The organism is Listeria sp. ILCC792 (assembly GCF_900186135.1).
Lineage (GTDB): Bacteria > Bacillota > Bacilli > Lactobacillales > Listeriaceae > Listeria > Listeria goaensis.
Window position 1 is genome coordinate 54,278 of the sequence record NZ_FYBO01000004.1, and the last position, 25,561, is coordinate 79,838.

Below are 25,561 nucleotides of genomic sequence, written 5' to 3' on the forward strand. Positions count from 1 at the left end.
TTCAAATCATACGTCTTTCTCTTTTTCTTACCTTCTCTCGCTCTACGTGCATTATGATGAAGCTTTATCATTCCTTTATTACCCTACAACATTTATTTTAACAGCCTTTTGGAATTTCTTCAAGTAATAAGTGGGACATTTATGAAAAAGCAATCATTTTTTTACAAAAGGAAAATATTTCATTTTACTTAGAGCTTCTTATGACTAGCTTCATTTGAAATAGCGCCCTTGCCATGTTTCCATAAAAAAAGACAAATTTCGTCCCATCATTTTTAAAACTGGGACAAAATTCGTCTATCATTCATCAAATCGTTTTCTTTTAGAAGAAGATGGAATTCGCAGTTCTGTCCGATATTTGGCAATCGCCCTACGCGAAACTTCAATCCCTTTTTCTGCAAGCAAATCAACAATTTTCTGATCTGAAAGTGGTTTTCGCTTGTCTTCTTCTTTTACAAAGTCAAGAATCAACTGTTTAATACTCGCGCTTGAAACATCTCCTGTATCCGTTGCCGTTTCCTTCTTCTTTTGTAAACCGGACGCAAAAAAGGACTTTAGTTCAAACACACCTTGGCTTGTTTCAATATATTTCCCGTTCACAGCTCGACTAACCGTTGATTCATGGACGCCAATTTCTTCAGCGATTTCTTTAAGGGTTAGCGGCTCTAGATGGGCATTTTCTAAAAAGTGAGCTTTCTGGTGGGCAACAATTGCTTTGCCGACACGTTTTAATGTATCCTCGCGCTGCTCCATGCCTTTCACAAGCCAGTCATACTCGCCAGTTTTGTCTTTCAAAAAGTTCAGCACATCTTTTTCCTTCGTGTCGCGCATCATTTTATAGTAGTTCTCTTGGAATCTAATTTGTGGAATGAATTGTTTCGCTACTGAAACGAACAGCTCCTGTCCAACTTGTTGCAAAATCAAATCCGGGACAACGTACTGCACGCGTTCCGTTTCAAATTCGGACCCTGGCTTAGGATTTAACGTCTGCACAAAATCAGAAACTTGCTGAATCTCTGAAAGCGGGACATCAAGCGCGCTCGCGATGCTCTTCCACTTTTTCTCCGCAAAAGCAGTAAAATGTTCTGAAATCACGTCGTACGCAATATACGGCGCGTCTATCGAACGATCAATCTGCAACAAAATGCACTCCTTCGCGTCACGCGCACCCACACCAGCCGGCTCTAGGCTTTGTAAAACTTCAAGACCCGCGAGCACATCCGCTTCGCTCATCAAAAGCCCGCTCGCAATCGTTTCAATGTCCGTCACTAAATAACCGGCATCATTCAAACTTTCCACAAGATACAGCAAAACAATTTTTTCCTTGTAGCTTAATTTCATAAGCGCGATTTGATTCTTCAAAAAATCAGGCAGCGTTTCCTTGCTGTCCGCAATTTGTTCCAACCAGTCATTATCCGTATCATAATTTTTTTTGCGCTTCGTATAACTGTAGTCTGTTGCAACATCAATGCCAGCGACCACTTCAATTAGAGGGTTTTCCAGAGCTTTATCTTCCAAAAAAGTCGTTAAGTCAGCCGTTGTAAATTGTAGCATTGCAATAGATTGGGAAAGTTGCTGCGTCATCGCAAGCTTCATCGATTGTTTTTGTTGCTGCTTTTGCACATAATTGGATTCAAATCTCATGTCAAAACCTCCTTTTCATCTATTATTATAACACGGGATTAAAACACCGTTAAAAGACAAAGTTTTCAAAAAATAACTTTGACGCGTTTGCCTGAATCACTTATACTTAAAATAACAAAAGAGGGCTTCATGGAAATACAACTAAAGTCAATTAAGCATACACTATACTTTCGACTTCTTTTCATCCTTGTATTACTTAGTCCGTGGATTTTCGGCTTCAGTCAGAAGCAAGGCCAGCTAGCCATTCTATTCATGGCCAGTGTTTATTGCGCTTCAAAAGCTTTAAAAAGTCTAATTTTAAACCCTGATGAAATTAATGATGAAAGTGCGGCAAAACAAAAAATCTCTACGTTAGAATTTATTATCTATACCGCTTTCATCATCTATATTTTCATCTTATTTTGTACTAAATTTTTAACAATTTAAAGTATAAATCCAGCAATACTGCCATTTACGAAAATGGGGTTACTGGATTTATACTTATTTTTTGTCGCTGTCTGGCCGCTTCTTTATCGCGGTAAATGATTCATGAAATTTTTATAAGCAAAACCTTCCACGTCTTCTTCGGAAAAATGTTGCCGTAATACTTCGATAAAATCTTGATATTGCCCAGCATGTTCAAGTCCTTTTACATGCGAAGGAATCCCATCAAAATCCGAACCAAATCCAATATTGCGAATGCCGCCTAGTTCAGCAATGTGCTCAATATGGCGCACGATATCTTCCATTTCTGCAGTGCCGCTATTCGTTGTGAAAAGCGGGTGGAAAACTACGTGAATCATCGCATCGTGCGCAATCATCGCTTTCAATTGGTCATCATCTAAATTACGAACATGTGAACAAATTGCTTTTGCGTTTGAATGGCTCGCAATTGGGAATTCCGAAGCGTCCATTGCATCCCAAAAACTTTTGACGCTTAAATGCGAAACGTCCGTAAAAACTTTTCGTTCATTTAAACGCCGAATGATTCCCTTCCCAAATTGCGTGAGCCCCGCCCCACGCGGTTCAAGAATACCATCTGCCGCTAAATTCGCATTGTTCCATGTTAGTCCCACCGAAAGCACACCGTTATCTAGCACTTGCTCCAAGCGATCTAAATCCTGACCAATCGGCTCCACCCCTTCTAATGTTAATGCCGCCGCAATTTTCCCATCAGGCAAAGTTTCCAAATCCGTCCATTTTTTGAGCGGTTTTATTATGCCGTCACGATGCAAAACGTGTTGCTTGAAAATATTTCCTTGCTCCACCGTTTTTTTCCACTTTTGCTCAACAGGCACTTCCGGATCTAAAAAAATGGCAAATCCCTGCAAAAAAATATCTCCCGCAAGCAGGCGCTCAAAATTCACATCCAGCTCCGCATCGTCCTGAAACGTCATGCGCCCCTTGGCTTTTTGCAATTTATAAAGAACATCACAGTGCATATCAACAATTTTCATGATTAAAATCCTCCCTCTAAAATAGCGCTTGTCCCTCGAGACTCAAAAGTTTCTGTACCGTGCTTTGATGCCACTTCCGCCCAATAACCCGCTTACTAACTAAATATTTGCCTTCCTCAAGCTTTCCATCTTCCGTGAGCGCTTGAATTTTCAGTTCATAAACAAGTGTTTTTTTACGCATTTCAATTTTATGTAACTGGGCCTTCTCTAGAAAATGCATTTCTGCTTCACCTAATTTAAATTGAAAGGTGAACATGCCAACGTTTGTAAAAGCCAAGATAAGTGTATGACGTGTTCGCATTGTTGGACCAGCATACATGAAATGTATCTCAGAAATCGAAAGCGCATTTTCTTTCGCGTAGCTAAAAAGCTCATTTTCAAGCCTATCTTTCAAACCCATTTAATCACCTTTTCTCATTAATAGTTCCATTATAAACGGGATTTTTAAAGAAGGGTAGGAAAATCTTCATTTTACTATCGAACAAGTTATAATTTGCTTTAAAAGCAATGTTTTCAGCTGTTCATTTTCGTCATACAATTCCACGATTTCTTCCCGCATATCAATAAAACTTGGAAAAAGCGCTAAGTCAACATGCTTCAACCGGATGCAAACCGCCTTTTTCAAATTCATTGCATTTAATAAAGTAAAGATGATTTCATTTTTCATCATTTTCTCCTGTTCAAATAAACTATACATATCGTCGCCACCTATTCAACTTCTTAATAACCATTATACGAACATTTGTTCTTTTTTAAAATAGGTCGAATGGACGAAACAAAGGACTAGAGTATATTCCAGTCCCGTGTTAATTGATTATTCGTTCAGTTTTCCAAAGGAGGTAAAGTCAATTAATCTTTCTATATTCGTCACAATCTTAGCGAGTTTCTTTTGCGTGTTTGTATCATAAGTTATCTGTATCAAAATAAGCAAGTAATTGGACGCATGTTTTGTCTTTCATTGCTCAGACAGAAGCTATTTTTAGGTCAGCATTAAAAAAAGTTGCTGGATTTTCATGTCGCACTATTATGAAAATAGAATGTAAAAGTTTAAAACAAAAAGAGCCAAAACAGCTATACAACGCCATTTCAACTCTTCTTTAGAGCGCCCTCGGAGGGAATCGAACCCCCATTTTAAGAACCGGAATCTCACGTGCTATCCTTTGCACCACGAGGGCAAATAAATTTACCGTACGAATAGTAATTATAGCGGAAGCAGTGTACTTTGACAAGTTTTTAATCAAAAGAAAATGTTTTAAGAGTCTTTCATTTGACCTAATTTGACCAATATTGTATGATGTAATCAGTGAATGGGCGATATGCCCATCTTAAATTTTAGGCTTATAGGAGGAATCTTGATATGAATTTAATCCCTACAGTAATTGAACAAACAAGCCGCGGGGAACGTGCTTACGACATTTATTCCCGCCTTTTAAAAGACCGTATTATTATGCTTGGTTCTGCGATTGATGACAATGTTGCGAACTCGATTGTTTCGCAGCTACTTTTCTTGGACGCCCAAGACCCTGAGAAAGATATTTTCCTATACATTAATTCGCCAGGTGGTAGCATTTCTGCTGGAATGGCGATTTATGACACAATGAATTTCGTAAAATCCGATGTTCAAACAATTGGTATGGGAATGGCTGCTTCGATGGGATCGTTTTTACTAGCTGCAGGAGCTGATGGCAAACGTTTTGCGCTTCCTAATACGGAAATCATGATTCACCAACCTCTTGGCGGAGCCCAAGGACAAGCTACTGAAATCGAAATCGCAGCACGCCACATCTTGAAAATCAAGGATCGCATGAATCGTATTTTATCCGAAAAAACGGGTCAAACGCTTGAAGTTATTGCGCGCGACACTGACCGTGACAATTTCATGGACGCGGAACAAGCGAAAGAATACGGCTTGATTGATGATATTGTTGTGAATAAGAATAATTTGAAATAATGAAACGAAAAAATCCGAACTCAGACGAGTTCGGATTTTTTGTTTTACCACCCGCGACTATACTGTCTCGGACCATCGATTGTTTCCCCAAGTTCAATGGCTGCTTCGCGTGCAAAATACGGGTTGCGTAGTAATTCGCGGCCGATGATGATTAAATCCGCGCGGTCATTGCACAAAATTTCTTCTGCCTGTGTGGCGTTTGTGATAAGACCTAGAGCGCCTGTTGCGATTCCAGCATCACGGCGAATCAATTCGGCAAATGGCACTTGGTAGCCGGGATAGCTAGACGGTGCTACGGGCACTAGGCCACCACTTGATACGTCTACTAAATCGACGCCGTCTGCTTTCATCCATTTTGCAAAAGGCACATAATCTTCTGGTTTTAAACCACCGTGCGCATAGTCTGAGGCTGAAACGCGTACAATGACCGGGCCGTCCCAAACTTCGCGCACCGCTTTTATAATTTCACTAACAATGCGATAGCGGTTACCCGCAGGGCCACCGTATGCATCTTCACGGCGATTTGTAATTGGCGATAGGAATTGATGTAGCAAATATCCGTGTGCTGCATGCAATTCGATGACGTCGAATCCGGCTTCTGCCGCACGATAAGCCGCACGTTTAAAGTCTTCCACCACTTCTTTTATTTGCTCTAAAGTAAGCGCGTTCGGTTCGCTGTATTTCTCACTAAATGCGATAGCAGACGGCGCAACAATTTTCCCAGGAAGTTCAGCTTTTCTACCCGCATGAGCAAGTTGAATTCCTGCTTTTGCTCCGTGATCATGAATTCCGTCTGTAATCCGCTTGAGCGCTGGGATTTGCTCGTCGCACCAGAGGCCTAAATCCTTTGTGGAAATGCGGCCGATTTCTTGAACAGCAGTCGCTTCCAAAATCACGAGTCCCGTTCCACCAGCGGCGCGGCTCATATAGTGTGTAAGGTGAAAATCGGTTGCAATGCCGTCTTCTTTATCGACCGAGTACATGCACATCGGCGACATCACAAGGCGGTTCTTTAAGGTAACATCTTGTAATTTGTAACTGGAAAATAATTTCGACATCAACATTCGCATCCTTTATTTTATACTTTGAACATTTAAACCTATTTGTGAAGGGGTTTCCCCGTTTTTCAGGCGTTCGGCAATTTGGTCGATTTTTCGCAAACGATGATTAATGCCTGATTTTGAAATGGCGCCATTTGAAAGCATTTCACCGAGTTCTTTTAGCGAAACGTCTTCATGCGTGATGCGCAGTTCTGCAATTTCACGCAAGCGCTCTGGTAACGCTTCTAAACCAACTTCAGCGCGGATAAATTTAATGTTTTCGATTTGTCTAACTGCCGCATTGATTGTTTTATTGAGATTTGCTGTTTCACAGTTAACAAGGCGATTGACGGAATTTCGCATGTCGCGCATAATCCGAACGTCTTCAAAGTGAAGCAGCGCCTGTGTTGCACCAATAATACTCAAAAATTCCGTGATTTTCTCGGCTTCTTTTAAATACGTAATGAAACCATTTTTCCGCTCGAGCGTCCGCGCATTTAAGTCAAATGAATTAAGCAACGCGCATACCGCCTCATTATGTTCCTCATAAACCGAGAAAATTTCAAGATGATAGGACGATGTTTCCGGATTGTTCACTGAGCCACTTGCTAGAAAAGCCCCTCGCAAATAAGCACGTTTTGCATTCCGTTTTTTTACAAATGCCCTATCAATCGACTTCGTAAACGTAAAATTATCTTGCAAAATATATAAATCTTCAAGAATTTCCTTCGTTTTCGCCTTCAGCCTAACAATATACACATTATTTTTCTTCAACTTCATTTTTTTTCTGACTAAAAGCTCAATCGGGACGTCGTATAAACGCTTTAAGAGTTGATACATCCGTCTAGCAGTGGCTGCGTTCTCCGTTTGAACGTCCGTCACCATCAAACCATTTGAAAATGACATCGCACCGTTCATTCGAATGAAGGCGGCAAGTTCGGCTTTCGCCTCATCTTCTGTCACTTCCATATTCGTCAGTTCTTTTTTTGTTTCCGAGGCAAACGACACAACACTCACTCCTTTTCATCATTGGGAAGCATGCTTAAAAGAGCTTGCGCCACTTTTTCACCATCATGCCGGACAAGGCGATTTTCTGTTGAAAGAAAATCATGATACACTTCTTCAACGCCAATTTTTTTAAGCGCTGCGTCACTATGTGTTACTTGTCGAACATCGTCCGGAAATAGCAATTCTACCGGAACTTTTTCAGTATTAATTAACATTTTCGTAATAAATGGCGTTCCCACATGCTCGTGAATCGCCTGAATATGGTCCGCATCACTAAAATAATCCGTCTCACCAATTTGAGTTAAAATATTCGTGATGTAAACTTTCTCTGCTTTTGATGCCACAATGGCCTCTGCTAATCCTTTAACGAGTAAGTTTGGCATGATGCTCGTATAAAGGCTGCCTGGGCCGATAACAATTAGGTCTGCGTCTTGTACTGCAGCTACGGCCGTTTCAAGTGGCGCCACATCTTCTGGGTCAATAAACACCCGTTTAATTTGCTTTCCTTGTAAAGGAATAATCGATTCTCCGGTTACAATTTCCCCGTCTTCCATCTCTGCTTTTAAAACAAGCGGGTGGTCGGTTACGGGAATGACTTTGCCGCGAATGCGCATGACTTTGGAAAGAACATCAATGGCATCTACATAGTTTGCGTTTAGTTCAGAAAGCGCCGTTAAAATGAGGTTGCCTACGACATGACCCGATAAATCACCGTCCACTTTGAAGCGATACTGAAAAAGGTCAACGAGGCGCTGATCAGCGTTTGATAAAGCAACCATGACATTGCGAATATCACCGGGTGGAAGCACGTTCATTTGCTGCCGAATTTTCCCCGAGCTACCGCCATCATCAGCAACTGTGACGAGCGCAGTTAAATCAACATTTTTATTTTTTAAGCCTTTTAAAATGACGGGAATGCCAGTGCCACCGCCGATAACTACAATCTTCGGTTTCCTTGCTTTTTCCATGCTACTTTTCCTTTCTGCGTTTCATATCTCGGTGTGAAATCGTCGTTTCGTATTTACTTTGCAACGCTTTTCCAATGTATTCAGAAAGTGCAACAGAACGGTGTTGCCCGCCCGTACAGCCAATCGCAATGACAAGTTGCGTCTTCCCTTCGCGTTTGTAATAAGGCAGCGTAAAATTGAGTAAATCAAGCGTCTTATCCAAGTAAGTTTGCGTTTCTGGCCATTTCATCACGTAATCATAAACATCTTTGTCAAGTCCTGTTAAAGGACGCATCTTATCAATATAATGCGGATTCGGCAAGAACCGTACATCAAACACAAGATCCGCGTCAATCGGCAAGCCGTACTTAAATCCGAAAGACATCACTTGCACATTGAAAACATCTTTATCCTCTGCTCTAAACTCTTGATTGATTCGTTCTCTAAGCTCGCGCGGCTTCATATTCGATGTGTTGATGACAAGTTGCGAGCGACCTTTCAAATCACTTAATAAATCGCGTTCCGCTTTAATACCTTCTAAAACGGAGCCATTTGGTTCAAGTGGGTGGTGCCGTCTTGTTTCTTTATAGCGCGAAACTAAAACCCCATCATCTGCTTCTAAAAAGAGAATTTTAGTCGTAATAAAAGAAGTGTTATCGAGTTCATCTAGCGCTTGCTCAATGGAGTCGAAAAAGTCACGTCCGCGTAAATCCATAACAAGTGCAATTTTATTCATTTTGCCGGATTCCTTCATAAGCTCCCAAAACTTAGGTAACAAAGTCGGCGGTAAATTGTCGACACAGAAATAACCAAGATCCTCTAAAGACTGCATGGCAACCGTTTTACCTGCCCCGCTCATTCCAGTAATAATAACTAATTGCAATTGATTCGTTGCCAAAAGCACTCATCCTTCCATCGTTCACTATATCTATTATTCTACCATAATCACCACTATAATGATGCAAAAAGAGGCTTCGCATCTGCGAAAACCCCTTCTATTTTAATGCTCAACAAGCTCTAAGAGTGCATCTCGAACTTTCTCGAGTTTTTTCTGGCTAGCCGCTTCAGTTGCCCCTTTTATACTAAAGTAGAACTTGATTTTTGGCTCTGTTCCAGATGGTCGTAAGCAGAACCATGAACCGTCAGTCAAGTAAAATTTAAGCACATCCGCGCGCGGAAGCAAGATAGGCGCGGATTCGCCAGACGCAATAAAATTCGTTTCACTGCGCAAGTAATCCTCCACACGCTCGATTTTCTCGCCACCCATACCAGTCGGCAATTTCTCGCGGAAGCTCGTCATAATTTCTTTAATCCGCTCCGATCCGTCTTTTCCGCTAAGCGTAAGCGACACAAGATCCTCTTTATAAAAGCCAAACTGGGAGAAAATATTGTCCAATTCTTCGGAAAGCGTGAATCCACGCTCTTTAGCATCCAGTGCCACTTCTGAAATCGCAAGCACCGCCTGGATAGCATCTTTATCGCGTGTGAATGACTTCACCATATAGCCATTACTTTCTTCATAGCCAAATAAAAATGTATTGGAACCTGTTTCTTCAAAACGCTTAATTTGTTCGGCGATAAATTTAAAGCCTGTTAGAACTTCAATCATTTCCGCCCCGTAAAATTCAGCGATTTCGCGACCAAGGTCACTTGTTACAATGGATTTCAAGACGGCCGCGTTAGCTGGCAACTCGCCTTGGTTTTTCTTTTGTTTTAGCAAGTAGTTTAAAATGAGGGCGCCGATTTGGTTACCTGAAAGCACGTTGTATTCGCCGTTTTTCGTGCGAACAGCCACGCCTAGACGGTCCGCATCAGGATCCGTTCCAACTAAAATATCCCCATCGTATTTTTCACCGTATTCAATCGCCAGTAGGAAAGCTTCACGGTTTTCTGGATTTGGTGATTTTACCGTTTTAAAATCTGGATCGTTTTCAAATTGCTCCGTCACCCGAATGATGTTTGTGAATCCAACACTTTCAAGGGCAGGCACGCCTAGAATGCCACCCGTCCCGTGAAGCGGCGTGAAGACAATCTTCAACGTGTCACCTTTTTCTTTTACAAGCGCTTTATTCACCGTAACCTCTTTTAATTTTTCCAAATACGGCACGTCCACTTTGTCGCTGATAACTTCAAGCAACCCGCTCGCTTTGAGCTCGCTCGTATCGCGAATTTCCACCGCAAAAATGTCCTCAACCGAATCAATATATTCCGTCACCGCATCCGCTCCTGCTGGTGGCATTTGCCCGCCGTCCTCGCCGTAAACCTTGTATCCGTTATATTCTGGCGGATTGTGGCTCGCCGTAATGACAATCCCACTGAAGCAGTTTAAATCGCGAACCGCGAAAGAAAGTTCCGGCGTCGGGCGAAGCGATTCAAACACGTAACTTTTTATCCCGTGGGCGCCTAAAACCGAAGCGCTCTCGTACGCGAATTCTTGTGACATGTGACGAGGGTCATAGGCAATGACTACACCGCGTTTTTTCGCCGCATCCCCATTTTCTGCTACAAATTTTGCAAGTCCGTAAGACGCCTTACGAATCGTATAAATGTTCATGCGATTAGTGCCCGCACCAAGAACACCTCGCATTCCAGCAGTTCCAAATTCCATATTTTTATAAAAACTATCTTCAAGTGTCTTTTCATCACCGCTCAAGCCATCAAGCTGTTTACGTAAATCAGCATCTAGTTGCGCATTGTTTAACCATTTCTCATATTCTGTATTCCAATTCATCGTTCATAGGCTCCTCTCACAAATACCTTCTGTTATATTTTATCAGTTTCAAGCTTTATTTACAAAAAAGCGAAAAGTCGTTTTGGAATAAAAAGGCTTTTCAGGGCGCAGCACGCTATCACCAAAATGCGGGTGGTGAATCGCATCTGGTAAAATTTGCGTTTCAAACGTAATACCTGAAAAAGGCCGAATTGTTTCGCCAAAAACTTTGTAATCGCCAAACAACGTATTTCCTGTATAAATGACAACGGCTGGCGCGTCCGTCTGAACAGCCACCCCGCGACCAGTTTCAGCATCCATTAAAACGGCATCTGGTTGCCCCGCTTCATGTTCCAAAACGAAGCCATGATCGAGGCCACCGCTCGCAAAATCGATTTGCGGGTCACCTTTTGAAATGGCGTCTTGAATTCGTTTTTTCGCAGTAAAATCAAACGCGGTTCCTGCTGTCGCTCTAATTTCTCCAGTTGGAACTAAATCGGCGTCCACACATGCAAATGCGTGACTTCGCACAAAAAGCTCATTCTCGAAAACCGCCTTTTTAACATCCCCCGAAAGGTTAAAATATGTATGATTCGTCGGGTTGAACAGCGTCGGCTGGTCGGTCTTCGCCTCGTATTCAATCACCCATGCATCGTCATCCGTCAGCGTATAGCGCATCACCACATCGACTTCACCGGGATAGCCGTTTTCAAAGGCAGGGCTCTTGTAGGAAAAAATAAGCGAATTTTGTACTTCTTCCACTTGGAAAATCGCCTTACTGAAATTCGGACGGCCTCCGTGCAGCTGGTGGTTCCCATTATTTTTCACAACGTCATATTGTTTACCGTCAAGCACAAAAGTGCCGTTTCGAATCCGCCCCGCAACACGACCAACAAAAGCCCCAAAATAAGGCGAATGCGCCAAATAGTCAGCTAAATTGTCAAACCCTAAACTAATATTTTGAAACTCGCCAAAACGGTCTTCCGTTACAATACGCGTCACAATCCCACCGTAATTTAAAGCCGAAAATTCCGTGCCACGATTATTTTTAAGTGTGTACTCATAAATTGGTACTCCATCGATTTCACCAAAAATTCGTTTCAATTTGTCCCTCCTTCGTCGTCAAACATACAAACTGACGACAATTCAAGTCGCCAGTTCAAACGCTATTTTATTCTACATACCCGTTCGGATGGCCCAAATGCCATTTCCACGCGGTTCCAATGATTTCCTCCATATCCGTATGTTTCGGCGTCCAGCCAAGAACTTGACGAGCCTTCTCACTCGAAGCAATAAGTGTACTAGGGTCACCAGCTCGGCGCGGCCCAATTGCAGCCGGAATTTCCTTACCTGTCACACGTCTCGCCACATCAAGCATTTCCTTCACAGAAAAGCCGTTGCTACTGCCCAAGTTGAAAATATTGCTCACGCCGCCATTTTTCAAATACTCCAGCGCCAAAATATGCGCATCAACCAAATCCACCACATGTACGTAATCGCGCACACATGTGCCATCTTCCGTCTGATAATCGTCACCATAAATTGATAATTCCGCACGCTGCCCTAAAGCCACCTGCAAAATAATCGGAACTAAATGTGACTCGGGATTGTGGTCTTCACCTATCGAGCCATCTTCTTTCGCTCCAGCAACGTTAAAATACCTTAGCGATACGTAACGTAACTCGTGAGCCAAGTCACACCAGTGCATCATTTTCTCCATAATAAGCTTTGAATCTCCGTAAGTGCTCTCAGGATTCGTTGGCATGTCCTCTGTAATCGGTACACGCTCTGGCTCGCCGTATGTCGCCGCTGAAGACGAGAAAACGATGTGCCGAACGCCAAATTCCTCCATCACTTCAAGCAGAACTTGCGTCCCGTAAACATTATTATTTAAATAAACGAGTGGAATTTGCATCGATTCCCCAACAAGCGAGTTCGCCGCAAAATGGATTACACCCTCAATTTTTTCTTTTTTAAAGACACTTTGTAAAAAAACTTTGTCCCGAATATCACCTTTATAAAAAGTCGCCTGACGATTCAAAGACGCCTGATGCCCCGTCTGCAAATTATCAACAACAACGACATCATACCCTTTCGCTAGCAACCCATCTACCGCGTGAGAGCCAATATATCCAGCCCCACCTAACACTAAAATACTCATCTCGTCGACCTCCTTACGCCGCTTCTTCTTGTACCATTTTACAACAGTTCCAAGCAATCGTCACCCCTAAATAAAAAACCCCCTCAAAAAAAGGGGGCCCCGCATCATTCCATCACGGTCGAAATTTCCCGGTACCGCGCTTCATTTTCACATTGCGGCAACGTTTTAACTAACAGATCATGATTTTCAAAAACAATCTCATCAAATTCCGCATTCGATAAATAAAAAGCGCTCATATGCGAGAAATAAACGAATTGCAACATATTTTCATATTCCGGTACGTCTTTTATCTTCAAAACTTTCCGCACAAAGAAGTTTACAAGCGCGTCGCCCGTCTTCACATACCAGGGAATACGAATAAGATTGACATCGAATTCTTGATGCGCCTCAGCCCATTGTTCCGTCGCCTCATTCTGCACCGTAAAAGCGACCTCTTTTCCGCCCGCAGCCTTAACCTTAGTCACATCGATAGTAACAACAGCAATTTTTTTCATTAAAACGACATCCTTTCGTTCTTTAAAAAAAGATTTTACATAAAATTTTTAGTTCATTTATTTTTTATCACTAGAAATAAATTCAAATGTTTTTACAAGTAAGTACAGCCAAAAAATAAAAATTAATGTCCTAGATATAATATACCCATCCACGCCCAATTAAATAGTAGCACATTCCAGAGAATAAAACCCACACTAAAAGTATTAATTTTCAAACTATTTAAGGAAGTTGCAAGAAAAAAAGACTGCCTACAATTGGCAGTCTTTTAACCTTATTCACTCACCGCTTCAAGCGATTCTTTTAATTCTTCTACAAATTTTTGTGCGTTTTGTCCAGCTAGGCCGCCGTCACCAGTTGCCGTTACAATTTGGCGTAAGCTTTTTGCGCGAACATCTCCAGCAGCGAAAATGCCCGGAATACTCGTTTCCATTTCTTCGTTCGTACGAATGTAACCTTCATCGTCGGTAATGCCGAGGTCGTTGAACGCGCTTGTTAGCGGGACAAGGCCGACATAAATGAATACGCCATCAGCTTCTAAATCATGTTTAGAGCCATCTTTTGTGGACACTAAACGTACGCCAGTTACTTTTTTGTCGTCGCCAACAATTTCTTCCACTGTGGAATCCCACACAAAATCCACTTTTTCATTTTTAAACGCGCGATCTTGCAGAATTTGTTGTGCGCGCAATTTGTCACGGCGATGCACGATGGTCACTTTATCTGCATAACGCGTCAAGTAAGTGCCTTCTTCAACTGCCGAATCACCGCCGCCAACAACGACTAAATCACGATTTTTGAAAAACGCTCCGTCACAAACCGCACAATACGATACGCCGCGGCCACTTAACTCGTCTTCGCCCGTTACACCAAGTTTACGATGTTCGGCACCAGTCGCAATAATGACCGCACGCGCTTTATAGCTTTTCGAACCAGCCGTCACCAGTTTATATGCTTTAAAATCTTCAATCCCTTTAATGTCACCATACGCATATTCCGCGCCAAATTGCTTCGCGCCTGCAAACATTTTATCCGATAAATCTGGACCTAAAATGCTATCAAAACCCGGGTAGTTTTCCACATCCGCCGTGTTCACCATTTGCCCACCAGGCACGCCACGTTCTATCATTAATGTATCTAAATCAGCACGGGAAGTATAAAGCGCTGCCGTCATGCCAGCAGGCCCAGCTCCGATGATAATTACATCATAAATTTTTTCTTCACTTACCATTTTACATCCTCCTAAGGTCGCTCTTTAAAGTCTACACCTAGCTTAATACGAAACAGTAAGTTCGTCTATATATATGCTCACACTACTTGAATAAATCAATATCTTGTATTTTTTGGTCTAAAGCCGCTTGTTTAATTTGCGCTGGACTGCCAAAACGGGTGACGAAGCTCGATAAAACAGCTTTCTTCTCGTACTCAGGTAAGAGGATTTGTTTTTCAGTAATCTGCCAAACCGTTTTTACAACTTGCATATAAAGCGCTAAGTTTTCATCCGAAAGAGGTAGGCTTTTGCGTCTTAGTTCTTCGAAAAGTTCTACCATATAGCGACTATTTTGCTCGGGAATGCCTTCTGCGAGAAAGACAAATTGCGTGAAAACGAGGTGCTCCTCGTACGTCCAATTCGTCATTTCAAACAGCGGGTGAAAAAGCACAAGTTCCGCGCGCGCAGGTGAAATTGAGAGCGCATAAACGCCTAGATAGTGCAGCGTACGCTCTTTCGATGCCAGAAGTTGCAAAACGTTTGGTACATGCGCCGCAAAATCATTTGCCGATTCATCAAACGGAAAATCTTCTTTTTCATATACGTCGCAGTTTAAAAATTGCGCCCACATTTCATGCGCAAATTCAATATTACCTAAATAAAAAGCGGTTTTTGCCCGGTAATAATAAAACTTCGGTCGTTCGGTTACCTCTAAATCAACAATATCGCCCAGAAAATCGTCCGCCGTCTTATACGCCCCCATCATAGCATGTACGTAGCCTAACCGTTCCCGGTGATGCGTCAAAATCGGCACAATTTTCGTAAGCTCCGCGTAAAGTTGCTGAACTTCTTCTTCATTCGCCTTGAAGTAATGATACATAAACAAATCAATGCGCCCTAACAAATTGCCGCTTGACCGTTCTAGTAAATCGTACAAAACTTTAAGTCCTTCCTCCTCGCGAAGCTGCTCAAAATAAAGTGCCGCCAGTTGGTTGTAAGCCGGCCAAAAGTTCGGTTTCTCATCAATAACTCGCTCTAAAACGCGACAAGCCGAAACACTATCTTCCTCCGCCAAATAGCGGTTGATTTCCTTTTTATATTCATAAAATTCCTGTTCCACTTTAATAAATTTATTTTCAAGATTTTGCCCGATTGGCGTTTCTTCAAGTAAAACGTCCATTAAATCGTTCGCCTCTTCCACATATTCGCCTTCTGGGTCCTCCGCCACATACCGCTTAGCATACTGAAGCGCCCGTTTAAAGTCCTTCAAATAAGCAAAATTGTTCGCAATAAAGTAATAACAATAATACATATTTCCATCCAAATTTTCTAAAACGTAACGCAAAAGTTGATTCGACTTATGAAATTGCCCAATTTCCGTATAACAAATCGCCAGCTGACAAATGATGACCGGCTCAAAAGGCTCTAAATCACGTGCGCGCTCCAAATAGCCTATCGCTTCCGTCATCTTCTCCTCGCGAAAAGCCACAATGCCTCGTTCAAAATAAAATTGTCCGTTTGGGAGAAAGTGAATCACTTTCGGTTCCCGAAACCGTTTTTCTGCCATTATTTCTCCCCTCCATTTCGTTTATTTAGTATATCATAGTTCGCGTTTCCGTCAATACAGCAAAAAATCCCATTCTCGCTTAAGAATCGGATTTTTCTCTAATCACAATCGGATTACCAAATGCCACGCTACCCGCTGGAATATCTTTCGAAACGACTGCTCCGGCGCCAATCACAGCGCGGTCGCCGATTTGGACGCCCGGTAAAATAATGACGCCCGCACCAATCATGACATTATCGCCAATCGAAACAGCGCCCACGCGGTATTCATGCACTAAATATTCGTGGGTCAAAATCGTCGTTTGATAGCCAATAACTGAATTTTTACCAATCGTAATCTTTTCTGGGAAAAATAAATCAAAGGTCACTTTAAACGCAATTGCCGTTTTGTCGCCAACCTTCATGCCTAACAGTTTGCGATACAAATTGCGTTTGCCACCCATCCACGGGAAGTAGCGCGCAAATTCGATAACCACAGTGTTTTTAAAGGTGCGCCAAAACGGAACCGTCTTGTAAACGTGGTTGAGCGGGTTTTCGTTCGCAACTTTCGGCTCGTAACGCTTGTAGTTTCGCATATCAGGCCTCGGTACGGACAATCTCAAGTAGATCGCCCATCGTTTTTAACATGTAGTCTGGCTCAAATTGCGTCAAGTAATCCGGACCTTTAATGCACCATGAAACGGCCGCCGTCTTCGTACCCGCGTTTTTCCCCGCGTGAATATCGTGGAAATTATCGCCAACCATAATCGCCTCGTCTGCCTCTGAACTTAGCAGCGCAAGCGCCATTTCAATTCCTTCCGGGTCAGGTTTCGCCACTTTCACTTGGTCGAGCCCGATGACGACCTGAAAATATTTATCGAGGCCAGTGAGTTTCAGACCTTTCATGATGACATCATACATTTTCGTGGAAACGACCGCAAGCTTGTAATCTTCCTCATAAAGCGCGCGAATTGCCTCGTAAACACCGTCATACTCTAAGATGAGATCGTCATGGTGCGCAATATTAAACTCGCGATAATACGCAATCATTTCGTCCACTCGTTCTGGCGCTAAGCTTGCAAAAGTTTCCGTAAGCGGCGGACCGATAAATTGCAAAATTTCCTCTCTTGAAAAGCTTCTTTCTGGTAAAAATTCCGCCAAGGTTTTCTTAAACGTTTCGATGATGAGTTCATTCGTATTGATCAAGGTTCCATCCAAGTCAAAAAGCAAAGTCGTAATCTTTTTCGTCATACTTTCAACCTTTCCTTGCCGAAGCAAAGCTTATTTTTTTGGCACTTCCCCGTATTTGTCCGCTAAATAATAAGGTGGATTTAGTTTGATTCGTCTATAAATAATCATGCCAATTGACACTACAATTAAAATTACAGCCAGTACTTGTGATACTCTCATGTCGCCCCACATCAGGCTATCCGTACGCATTCCTTCAATAAAGAAACGACCAAATGAATACCAAATTACGTAACCCAAAAACAGCTCTCCGCGGCGAATCTTCGTCCGGCGTAAAACAAGGAGTACAACAAACCCAAGCACATTCCATAAACTTTCATAAAGAAAAGTGGGTTGATAATAAGCGCCGTCTATGTACATCTGATTGATGATAAAGTCTGGCAGATGCAAGCTTTCCAAGAAACTACGCGTCGTTTCCGCCCCGTGTGCCTCCTGGTTCATAAAATTTCCCCAACGTCCAATCGCTTGCGCAATCAGTAAACTTGGAGCTGCAATATCCGCTAGTTGGAAAAAGGAGATTTTCTTGATACGCGAGAATATGATAGCCGTACCTACCGCCCCAATAAGCGCCCCGTAAATTGCAATCCCACCGTGCCAAATTTTAATGATTTCGCTTGGATTATCTTTATAGAAATCCCATTGGAAAATAACATAATAAATGCGAGCACAAATAATTGAAATCGGAATTGCCCAAATTAATAAGTCCACAAACAACTCTTTATCAAAACGGCGTTTAGTCGCCTCTCTTAGTGCCAAAAGTAGCGCTACAACCACACCTAGCGCAATAATAATGCCGTACCATTTAATGGAGAAGTTACCAAGTTGAATTGCCACCGGATCAAGCGGTGTAATTTGATTTTCCATTCCGAACCTACTTTCTTTTCTTCATTTTCACTATTCAATTTTACCTTTTCTCGCACAAAAAAGAAAGAAGCTTGACCAAATTGCCAAGCCTCCTTCGTTAATCGTTCATGCTATTTTGGCTAATCAAATTGTTTAAGTCACTTGTGAAACGTTCCGCCGCATTATATCCCATATTTTTCAAGCGGAAATTCATTGCCGCCACCTCAATGATGACAGATAAATTTCGGCCTGGGCGAACTGGAACGGTGATTTTAGGAACGTCCATATCGAAAATGCGCGTTTTTTCCTCGTCAAGTCCCACTCGGTCGTAATGTTTCGTTGGATCCCAATTTTCAAGGTGCACAACAAGCGTAATTTTCTTGCTTGACCGAACTGCCCCTGCCCCGAAGAGCGTCATCACGTTAATAATTCCGAGACCGCGAATTTCAAGCAAATGCTCAATAATTGCTGGCGAAGAGCCAATTAAGGATAGTTCATCTTCTTGGCGGATTTCAACATTATCGTCGGCAACTAACCGGTGACCGCGTTTCACCAGTTCAAGCGCAGTTTCACTTTTCCCAACGCCACTACTACCGGTAATTAAAACCCCAAGGCCATAAATATCTACAAGCACCCCGTGCATCGAAATAACTGGCGCCAATTTACTTTCCAAAAAGTTCGTTATATAAACAGAAAGACGCGTCGTTTTGAGTCTCGAACGGAGCACCGGGATTCCAGCCTCGCTAGCCGCCTGAATTAGCTCTTTCGGTGTTTCTAAATTCCTCGAAACAACAAAAGCCGGCGTTCGCTTCGTGCACATTTGCTTATAACGCTTTAACCGCTCACTAGGCTCCATTCCTTCCGAAAACGAAATTTCCGTCATGCCGAAAAGTTGCACACGGTCCTCTGGATAATAAGAAAAGAAACCAGTTAATTCAAGACCTGGTCTTGATAAATCACTCGTTGAAATGGGCCGCTCTAAACCTTCTTCGCCGCAAATCAGCTGCAAGTTAAGCCGCTCCACTAACTCCTTTACCGTCACGCTTTTTGTCATGTAAGTCCCTCCACTACGGTTTTTCTTTTATTTTACCATGGATCACCAGATTCGAATAGCGCAAACAAAAAGTTATGAGCGACTGCTCATAACTTATCGCCGATTCTTATTGTCAAAAAGAACCGAATTAATAATCATATTGGCAAAAGCCATAATAGCCGCTAAAATAAGGGCTGTTCCAAAACCGTCAATATTGAAAGAACTTCCCATAAAGTACGTTGTCAGTTCCAACATGAGCGCATTGACTACAAAAGTAAATAAGCCAAGCGTTAAAATATTAATCGGCAACGTCAGCAGTAGCAAAATCGGTCGAATGAGCATATTCAAAATTGCTAGAATAAAGCTCGCCAGTATCGCCGTAGTAAAACCATCTACGTGAAAACTAGAAAAGAAGCCCGATAACGCTACAAACAGTACTGCATTAATTAAAACACCTATTATAAAACGCAAAATCTATCACTCCCACTCTGTACTTGGAGCTTTCGGCATAACAATCGCTGCAATAATATAGAGTAGAATCCCTGTACCAGCGAACAATGAGATAACCGCCCAAGCTAGGCGAATCCACGTTACTTCAACACCAAAGTATTCTGCAAAACCACCACATACACCAGCCAACATTTTTTGGTTGTTAGATTTCGTTAACTTTTTCATTTACTTTCCCTCCTGATTAAAACTATTTTTCTTATTTTGCTTCTTGCTGTTCAAGCTCTGTTACTTTAATAATACCCGTGTTTACATTCGCCTGAATTGTTCCCGTGCTAATCTCTTCCGCATTTTGCGTAAAGACAAACGTCTGATTCGAGTTGTCCCAAACTTTTGCATTCTTCAAATCGAAATAAATCTTCTCACGTCTAGTCCCAAGCGTTCCGTCCACATTCCACGATGCGGGAATTTGGATGCGAATATCTCCATTTGGTGCCTTTAAATCAGCCGCCGTGGCTGTATCATTGTAAACTGTATAATCCACGTCACCATTAGCCGTTTTAGCAACCGTTGTAAGCAAGTTTCCAGCAATCGAAACATCACCTTTTTGAGTTGCCAAATCTACATTTTCAACATCGGCGCGTTTAAAGAAAATTTCTCCGTCCGTTACTTCGGCACTTAAAAACTTCCCACTCGCCCCAGCAGATCTCACGTCGCCATGGCGCACTTTTAAAATACTATCTTCAACAGACACATCATCAAATTTCAAGTTTCCGTTAAGTAACTGAATTTTCATTTGTTCATAAAGCCGTTTTGGCACTGTTAGCACAACATCTGTTTTTAATACATCATTCTTAGATTCAAATGTAAATTGTTCTGGCGTAATTTCAAGCATGGTTTGACTGAAAAAATAGTCCCACAATTTGTCTTCGCTTAATTGGCGAATGGAGCGTGCTTTCTCATGCACAGCTAGTACAACGCGCACTTTTAAGTCGTCCTTTTCCCAAACACGAAGCGTCACATCGCCGGTTGCAACTTGAACTTTCAACCCTCTAAATGTTGTAGCATCAAAGCTGAATTCACGGGACGGTCTTGGTCGACTTCCTGAATGATTTCTTTCCGCATGTTGCCTGCTTACTCTTTCGTGATGCATTTTATGATTCATATGCGCTTCGTGGTGGTGTTTTCTTCTGTCATACTGCCTATTTCTACGCGCTTCCATACGACGTTTTCTCTCATCAATACGTTTACGATGATGATCAAGCACTTCTTCCGTCGTCATATTTTCAGAAGGAATCACAAACAGGGCAATGATATAGGCAATAATTGCGATACCCGTTTTCATCGTAAAAACAGCGACAACAATGAAAATCAAACGTAGAATCGTTGCATCAATACCAGTGTATTCAGAAATACCACCAAAAACACCGCCGATTTTACGATCAACACGAGATCTTCTTAGTTTTTTGTCCATACTATGCGCTTCCTTTCAAGAGTCTTCGCCAAGCGAAGACTCTGAGTTCCGTTTTATTTTACACGTTTCACTTAGATTCACGAATTTTGACACTACCTGTTGTAGCTTCCGCCTCAAGTTTAAGTGTATCACCTGCAGCAGGTTTCGTGAAGACCATCGTTTTACTTACAGATTCAGATTTTGAATCCAACACTTTCGCATCTTTCACATCTAATAATAATTTACCGAGGTTCGTATGAAGGCGCCCGTCTAATCCGAGTTCTCTCGGCACAGTAATTTCTAGGTTCCCTGCACCAGTTTTTGCTTTTAAGAATGCCGCTTCTTCATTTTGCAAGTGATAATTGACATTCCCATTTTTGGTCATTAAATTGGTTGAGTAGAAACTACCTTTTACTGAAACATTGCCATTAAAGGTTTTAAGTGAAACATCGCGCACGTTTCCGTTTTGCACGCGTACATTACCGTTAATCGACTCGATTTCTGTCAATGTCGCTTGGATTGTACCGACACTAATGTTCCCATTTGTTGTTTTCGCAAACAAGTCACGGCCAGTTAGTTCATCAATGTGGAAATTACCATTTAAAATTTTCACTGACACATAATCATATTCACGACGTGGCAAGTATACTGTTAAATTCGTTACGATTTGCTTGGATTTAGATTCAAAGCGAAGCGTTTCTTCATCGACACGAAGCGTTGTGCGGTCAAAGAAGATTTTCATTGCTTCTTCTTCTGGGTATTCTTTAAATAGTTTAATCATCGCATGGACGCGAATATCATCATTATCGGACGGTTTAAATTCAATGTTTCCATTTGCCACTTCAAATTCTAAAATCGAAAGTGTTGTATCATGATAAACAAATTCGCGTTCAATTTTTGTTGATGTTAAAAATGGAAACGGCATATCTTTCACTTGATTGAAAGCACTGCTTAGGAATGAACCAATTTTTTCACCAGCTTGCGATAAATCGTTCATCACATTTTTCATTGATTCTTCGCGTTTTTCCTTTTCAATACGAGCACGTTCCTCATCTTTTGCTCTTTGCTCTGGACGTTCTCTACGCGGTTTCTTTGCTTCTCCTCCGCGATACGGATTACCGGCTGTATTCCAGCCTTGCGAGTAGTCATAACCTTGTTCTTCTTCCTCGTTCTCAAAAGCTTCCTCATAAGAAGTTCTGCGCTCAGCTTGACGAATATTTTCAGAGGCTGCTGATTTGCCTTCTTTTTTCGAAATATTTTCAAGTAGCGTTAGCGCTTCTTCCGTTGAGATAACACCTTGTTTCACGAGTTCTAAAATGCGTTTACGTTCGTTTTCCATTCCAGTTCCTCCTAAAAAATATATTGTAAGTAAAGTCATTAAATTCATAGGTCTTTTAACTATATGTTCATTATGAAGGATTCCACGTCATCTGTCATACAACTTAAGAACGATTCTTTCTTTAGACTTTTGGGGAAAAGGAAAAGCCTGATGAGAAGACTCCCTCCCAATCAGGCTTTTAAGTTTTATTTCTGGGCACTTTCAATCCGGTTTTTCGTTCGCTTTTTATCGCGTTCAAGAACCCGTTTCAAATATTTACCCGTATACGATTTTTTCGAACGTGCCACTTTTTCAGGTGTTCCCGTCGCAATAATTTGACCGCCACCATCGCCGCCTTCCGGACCAAGATCAATCAAATAGTCCGCTTGCTTAATGACGTCCAAATTGTGTTCGATAACTAAAACGGTATCGCCATTTTCATCAACTAAGCGCTGTAGCACTTTTAAAAGTCGACTAATATCATCGGCATGCAAACCAGTTGTTGGCTCATCTAAAATATAGAATGATTTACCGTTACTCCGCTTATGGAGCTCAGAGGCAAGTTTAACCCGCTGTGCTTCACCGCCTGATAAAGTCGTGGCTGGTTGCCCAAGACGGATATAGCCTAAGCCAACGTCGACAATCGTCTGCAATTTGCGCGCAATTTTAGGTTGATTTTTAAAGAATGCCAAGCCTTCTTCAACCGTCATCTCTAAAACTTCCGCGATATTTTTCCCTTTGTAGCGAATATCTAACGTTTCGCCGTTGTAGCGCTTCCCGCCGCAAACTTCACACGGCACATAGACATCTGGCAAAAAGTGCATCTCAATTTTGATGATGCCATCACCTTTACAAGCTTCACAACGACCACCTTTTACATTAAAGCTAAAACGACCTTTTTTGTATCCGCGTACTTTCGCCTCATTCGTAGAGGCAAATAAGTCGCGAATGTCATCGAATGCGCCCGTATAAGTCGCCGGATTCGAGCGGGGCGTCCGCCCAATTGGGGACTGGTCAATATCAATAATTTTCTCCAAGTGTTCCGTCCCTTTAATCTCCTTATGCGCGCCCGGTTTCGCATTCGCCCGGTTTAACTTGCGCGACAGCGCTTTTCGTAATACTTCATTTACAAGCGAGCTTTTTCCAGAACCTGAAACGCCCGTCACACATGTGAATGTTCCAAGTGGGATATCCGCACTGACATTTTTCAAATTGTTCGCCTTCGCACCAACAATTTCGATTTTATTGCCATTTCCATCTCGGCGTGAACTTGGTACTGGAATGAATTTTTCTCCCGAAAGATATTGTCCAGTTATTGAATTTTTATCTTTAGCCACCTCTTCTGGTGTACCCGCAGCCACAATTTGTCCACCATGTTCACCGGCGCCTGGACCGATATCAATCAAATAATCCGCAGCCATCATCGTATCTTCATCATGTTCCACGACAATAAGCGTATTTCCAATGTCACGCATGTTTTGCAACGTTTCAACTAGACGGTCATTATCTCGCTGGTGCAAGCCAATGGACGGCTCATCTAAAATGTACAGCACACCCGTCAAGCGGGAACCAATTTGTGTCGCTAGTCGAATTCGTTGTGCCTCCCCGCCCGAAAGCGTTCCAGCCGCCCGACTAAGCGTTAAATAATTTAAACCTACATTATTTAAAAAGCCTAGACGACTCCGTACTTCTTTTAAAATTGGAGCCGCAATTTGACTTTCCTTTTCTGAAAGAGCCAAATCTGAAAAGAATTCCAGGCCTTCCGTCACAGAAAAATGGCTGATTTCGCCTAGATGTTTGCCATCAATTTTCACTGCTCGTGCTTCTTCCTTCAAACGGTAACCATGGCAAGTTGGACACGGTAAGTCCGTCATATATTGCGCCATCTGTTCACGCGTAAAGTCCGAATTTGTTTCCCGGTAACGCCTTTCCACGTTCGGTAAAATCCCTTCAAATGGCATCCATGTTTCTCTTGTCATTCCAAAATCATTTTGGTATTTAAAGAAGAATTCTTGGTCACCCGAACCATTTAAAACGATATTTTGTTCTTCTTTCGATAGCTTTTCAAACGGCTTCTTCATATCAATCCCGAATTCCTTACATGCCGATTCCAGCATTTGCGGATAATACTGCGAACTAATTGGACGCCACGGAACAATTGCTCCGTCCTTTAAAGAAAGCGAAGTATCTGGAATGACCGTTTCAACGTCCACCTCTAGTTTCGTACCTAAACCATCACATGTCGGACACGCGCCAAATGGACTGTTAAAAGAAAACATGCGCGGCTCTAGTTCCCCAACTGTGAAGCCACAATACGGGCAGGCATAATGTTCGCTAAATAGTAATTCTTTTTCGCCCATAACATCAACAACCGCATAGCCGTCCGCTAATCGAAGTGCGGATTCCAGCGAATCGTACAAGCGCGACTGAATGCCTTCTTTAATAACAATTCGGTCAACGATGATTTCAATAGAATGCTTTTTGTTTTTTTCAATTGTAATCTCGTCGTTAATATCATAGATTTCTCCATCAACACGAATGCGCACGTAACCTTGTTTTTTGACTTCTTCAAGCGTTTTTTTATGTGTGCCCTTTTTGCCAGAAACAATGGGTGCCATCACTTGCAGGCGTGTCTTTTCAGGGTATTCTAAAACGCGCTCCACCATCTGCTCAATGGTTTGTGATGTAATTTCGATGCCGTGGTTCGGACAAATTGGGTGCCCAACACGTGCATAAAGCAATCTTAAATAGTCATGAATTTCCGTTACGGTTCCGACTGTGGAACGTGGATTTCGACTTGTCGTTTTTTGGTCGATGGAAATAGCTGGGCTGAGCCCTTCGATTAAATCTACATCTGGCTTATCCATTTGGCCTAAAAACTGGCGTGCATAAGCTGATAACGACTCCACGTAACGACGCTGACCTTCCGCATAGACTGTATCAAAAGCTAGGGAAGATTTCCCCGATCCAGACAGCCCCGTCATGACGACCAGTTTGTCACGCGGGATTTCAACGTCGATATTTTTTAAGTTATGGGCTCTTGCCCCTTGAATGATAATTTTATCTTTATTCAAATTC

25 protein-coding genes and 1 tRNA gene are annotated in these 25,561 nt (G+C 42.2%); 2 read left to right on the forward strand and 24 right to left on the reverse strand.

Features of this window, described 5'->3' with window-relative positions:
* Window positions 1–297 precede the first annotated feature (297 nt).
* A complete protein-coding gene (rpoN, locus tag CFS60_RS06240) occupies window positions 298–1,641 on the reverse strand; it encodes an RNA polymerase factor sigma-54 (RefSeq protein WP_088825720.1) in 1,344 nt (447 codons plus the stop codon).
* A 129-nt stretch (window positions 1,642–1,770) separates the two neighbouring features.
* Between rpoN and CFS60_RS06245 the strand changes: the two genes are divergently transcribed.
* The gene (locus CFS60_RS06245) at window positions 1,771–2,067 is read left to right on the forward strand and encodes a hypothetical protein (RefSeq protein ID WP_088809777.1); all 297 of its coding nucleotides are present in this window, start codon (window positions 1,771–1,773) and stop codon (window positions 2,065–2,067) included.
* Between the two features lie 83 nt (window positions 2,068–2,150).
* Here the strand turns inward: CFS60_RS06245 and CFS60_RS06250 are convergent, their stop codons facing one another.
* From CFS60_RS06250 to CFS60_RS06265, 4 genes are all read right to left on the reverse strand, one after another.
* The gene (locus tag CFS60_RS06250) at window positions 2,151–3,077 is read right to left on the reverse strand and encodes a dipeptidase (protein WP_088809776.1); all 927 of its coding nucleotides are present in this window, start codon (window positions 3,075–3,077) and stop codon (window positions 2,151–2,153) included.
* A gap of 16 nt (window positions 3,078–3,093) precedes the next feature.
* Window positions 3,094–3,477 carry a hypothetical protein gene (locus CFS60_RS06255; RefSeq protein WP_088838988.1) on the reverse strand — a complete coding sequence of 128 codons (384 nt, stop codon included), beginning with the start codon at window positions 3,475–3,477 and terminating at the stop codon, window positions 3,094–3,096.
* 66 nt (window positions 3,478–3,543) lie between these two features.
* On the reverse strand, window positions 3,544–3,774 hold the full coding sequence (locus CFS60_RS06260) for a hypothetical protein (protein WP_088809774.1): 231 nt from the start codon (window positions 3,772–3,774) through the stop codon (window positions 3,544–3,546).
* A gap of 406 nt (window positions 3,775–4,180) precedes the next feature.
* Window positions 4,181–4,252: transfer RNA gene (locus CFS60_RS06265), tRNA-Arg, on the reverse strand.
* 182 nt (window positions 4,253–4,434) lie between these two features.
* Between CFS60_RS06265 and clpP the strand changes: the two genes are divergently transcribed.
* On the forward strand, window positions 4,435–5,028 hold the full coding sequence (gene clpP, locus CFS60_RS06270) for an ATP-dependent Clp endopeptidase proteolytic subunit ClpP (RefSeq protein WP_088809773.1): 594 nt from the start codon (window positions 4,435–4,437) through the stop codon (window positions 5,026–5,028).
* 44 nt (window positions 5,029–5,072) lie between these two features.
* On the opposite strand, the gene namA is transcribed toward clpP, so the two are convergent.
* From namA to uvrA, 19 genes are all read right to left on the reverse strand, one after another.
* On the reverse strand, window positions 5,073–6,086 hold the full coding sequence (gene namA / locus CFS60_RS06275) for an NADPH dehydrogenase NamA (RefSeq protein WP_088809772.1): 1,014 nt from the start codon (window positions 6,084–6,086) through the stop codon (window positions 5,073–5,075).
* A 15-nt stretch (window positions 6,087–6,101) separates the two neighbouring features.
* Window positions 6,102–7,076, reverse strand: coding sequence for a DNA-binding protein WhiA (gene whiA, locus CFS60_RS06280; RefSeq protein ID WP_088809771.1), 975 nt, complete (start codon window positions 7,074–7,076; stop codon window positions 6,102–6,104).
* Window positions 7,077–7,081: 5 nt separating this feature from the next.
* A complete protein-coding gene (gene yvcK / locus CFS60_RS06285) occupies window positions 7,082–8,044 on the reverse strand; it encodes a YvcK family protein (protein WP_088809770.1) in 963 nt (320 codons plus the stop codon).
* Window position 8,045: 1 nt separating this feature from the next.
* On the reverse strand, window positions 8,046–8,921 hold the full coding sequence (gene rapZ, locus CFS60_RS06290; protein ID WP_088809769.1) for an RNase adapter RapZ: 876 nt from the start codon (window positions 8,919–8,921) through the stop codon (window positions 8,046–8,048).
* Window positions 8,922–9,023: 102 nt separating this feature from the next.
* Window positions 9,024–10,754: a phospho-sugar mutase gene (locus CFS60_RS06295; RefSeq protein ID WP_088809768.1), complete on the reverse strand. Its 1,731-nt coding sequence runs from the start codon at window positions 10,752–10,754 to the stop codon at window positions 9,024–9,026.
* Window positions 10,755–10,802: 48 nt separating this feature from the next.
* On the reverse strand, window positions 10,803–11,837 hold the full coding sequence (locus tag CFS60_RS06300) for an aldose epimerase family protein (RefSeq protein ID WP_088838989.1): 1,035 nt from the start codon (window positions 11,835–11,837) through the stop codon (window positions 10,803–10,805).
* 67 nt (window positions 11,838–11,904) lie between these two features.
* Complete coding sequence (gene galE / locus CFS60_RS06305) at window positions 11,905–12,894, reverse strand: UDP-glucose 4-epimerase GalE (protein ID WP_088809766.1); 990 nt, start codon at window positions 12,892–12,894, stop codon at window positions 11,905–11,907.
* A gap of 104 nt (window positions 12,895–12,998) precedes the next feature.
* Window positions 12,999–13,388, reverse strand: a complete 390-nt coding sequence (locus CFS60_RS06310) for a hypothetical protein (RefSeq protein ID WP_088809765.1) — start codon at window positions 13,386–13,388, stop codon at window positions 12,999–13,001.
* Between the two features lie 272 nt (window positions 13,389–13,660).
* A complete protein-coding gene (gene trxB / locus CFS60_RS06315; protein WP_088809764.1) occupies window positions 13,661–14,617 on the reverse strand; it encodes a thioredoxin-disulfide reductase in 957 nt (318 codons plus the stop codon).
* Window positions 14,618–14,699: 82 nt separating this feature from the next.
* On the reverse strand, window positions 14,700–16,163 hold the full coding sequence (locus CFS60_RS06320) for a hypothetical protein (protein ID WP_088838990.1): 1,464 nt from the start codon (window positions 16,161–16,163) through the stop codon (window positions 14,700–14,702).
* 79 nt (window positions 16,164–16,242) lie between these two features.
* A complete protein-coding gene (locus tag CFS60_RS06325; RefSeq protein WP_088809762.1) occupies window positions 16,243–16,737 on the reverse strand; it encodes a DapH/DapD/GlmU-related protein in 495 nt (164 codons plus the stop codon).
* A 1-nt stretch (window position 16,738) separates the two neighbouring features.
* Entirely contained in the window at window positions 16,739–17,392 is a 654-nt protein-coding gene (gene ppaX, locus CFS60_RS06330) for a pyrophosphatase PpaX (protein ID WP_088809761.1), read from the reverse strand.
* 30 nt (window positions 17,393–17,422) lie between these two features.
* Entirely contained in the window at window positions 17,423–18,253 is an 831-nt protein-coding gene (gene lgt, locus CFS60_RS06335; protein ID WP_088815770.1) for a prolipoprotein diacylglyceryl transferase, read from the reverse strand.
* 97 nt (window positions 18,254–18,350) lie between these two features.
* Window positions 18,351–19,286, reverse strand: a complete 936-nt coding sequence (gene hprK, locus CFS60_RS06340) for an HPr(Ser) kinase/phosphatase (RefSeq protein ID WP_088809759.1) — start codon at window positions 19,284–19,286, stop codon at window positions 18,351–18,353.
* Between the two features lie 93 nt (window positions 19,287–19,379).
* The gene (locus tag CFS60_RS06345) at window positions 19,380–19,736 is read right to left on the reverse strand and encodes a phage holin family protein (protein WP_088809758.1); all 357 of its coding nucleotides are present in this window, start codon (window positions 19,734–19,736) and stop codon (window positions 19,380–19,382) included.
* A 6-nt stretch (window positions 19,737–19,742) separates the two neighbouring features.
* Window positions 19,743–19,940, reverse strand: coding sequence for a PspC domain-containing protein (locus CFS60_RS06350; protein ID WP_088809757.1), 198 nt, complete (start codon window positions 19,938–19,940; stop codon window positions 19,743–19,745).
* A 31-nt stretch (window positions 19,941–19,971) separates the two neighbouring features.
* Window positions 19,972–21,186, reverse strand: a complete 1,215-nt coding sequence (locus CFS60_RS06355; protein WP_088838991.1) for a PspC domain-containing protein — start codon at window positions 21,184–21,186, stop codon at window positions 19,972–19,974.
* A gap of 67 nt (window positions 21,187–21,253) precedes the next feature.
* Window positions 21,254–22,504 carry a DUF4097 family beta strand repeat-containing protein gene (locus tag CFS60_RS06360; protein WP_088838992.1) on the reverse strand — a complete coding sequence of 417 codons (1,251 nt, stop codon included), beginning with the start codon at window positions 22,502–22,504 and terminating at the stop codon, window positions 21,254–21,256.
* 185 nt (window positions 22,505–22,689) lie between these two features.
* Complete coding sequence (uvrA, locus tag CFS60_RS06365) at window positions 22,690–25,557, reverse strand: excinuclease ABC subunit UvrA (RefSeq protein ID WP_088825724.1); 2,868 nt, start codon at window positions 25,555–25,557, stop codon at window positions 22,690–22,692.
* Between the last annotated feature and the right edge of the window lie 4 nt (window positions 25,558–25,561).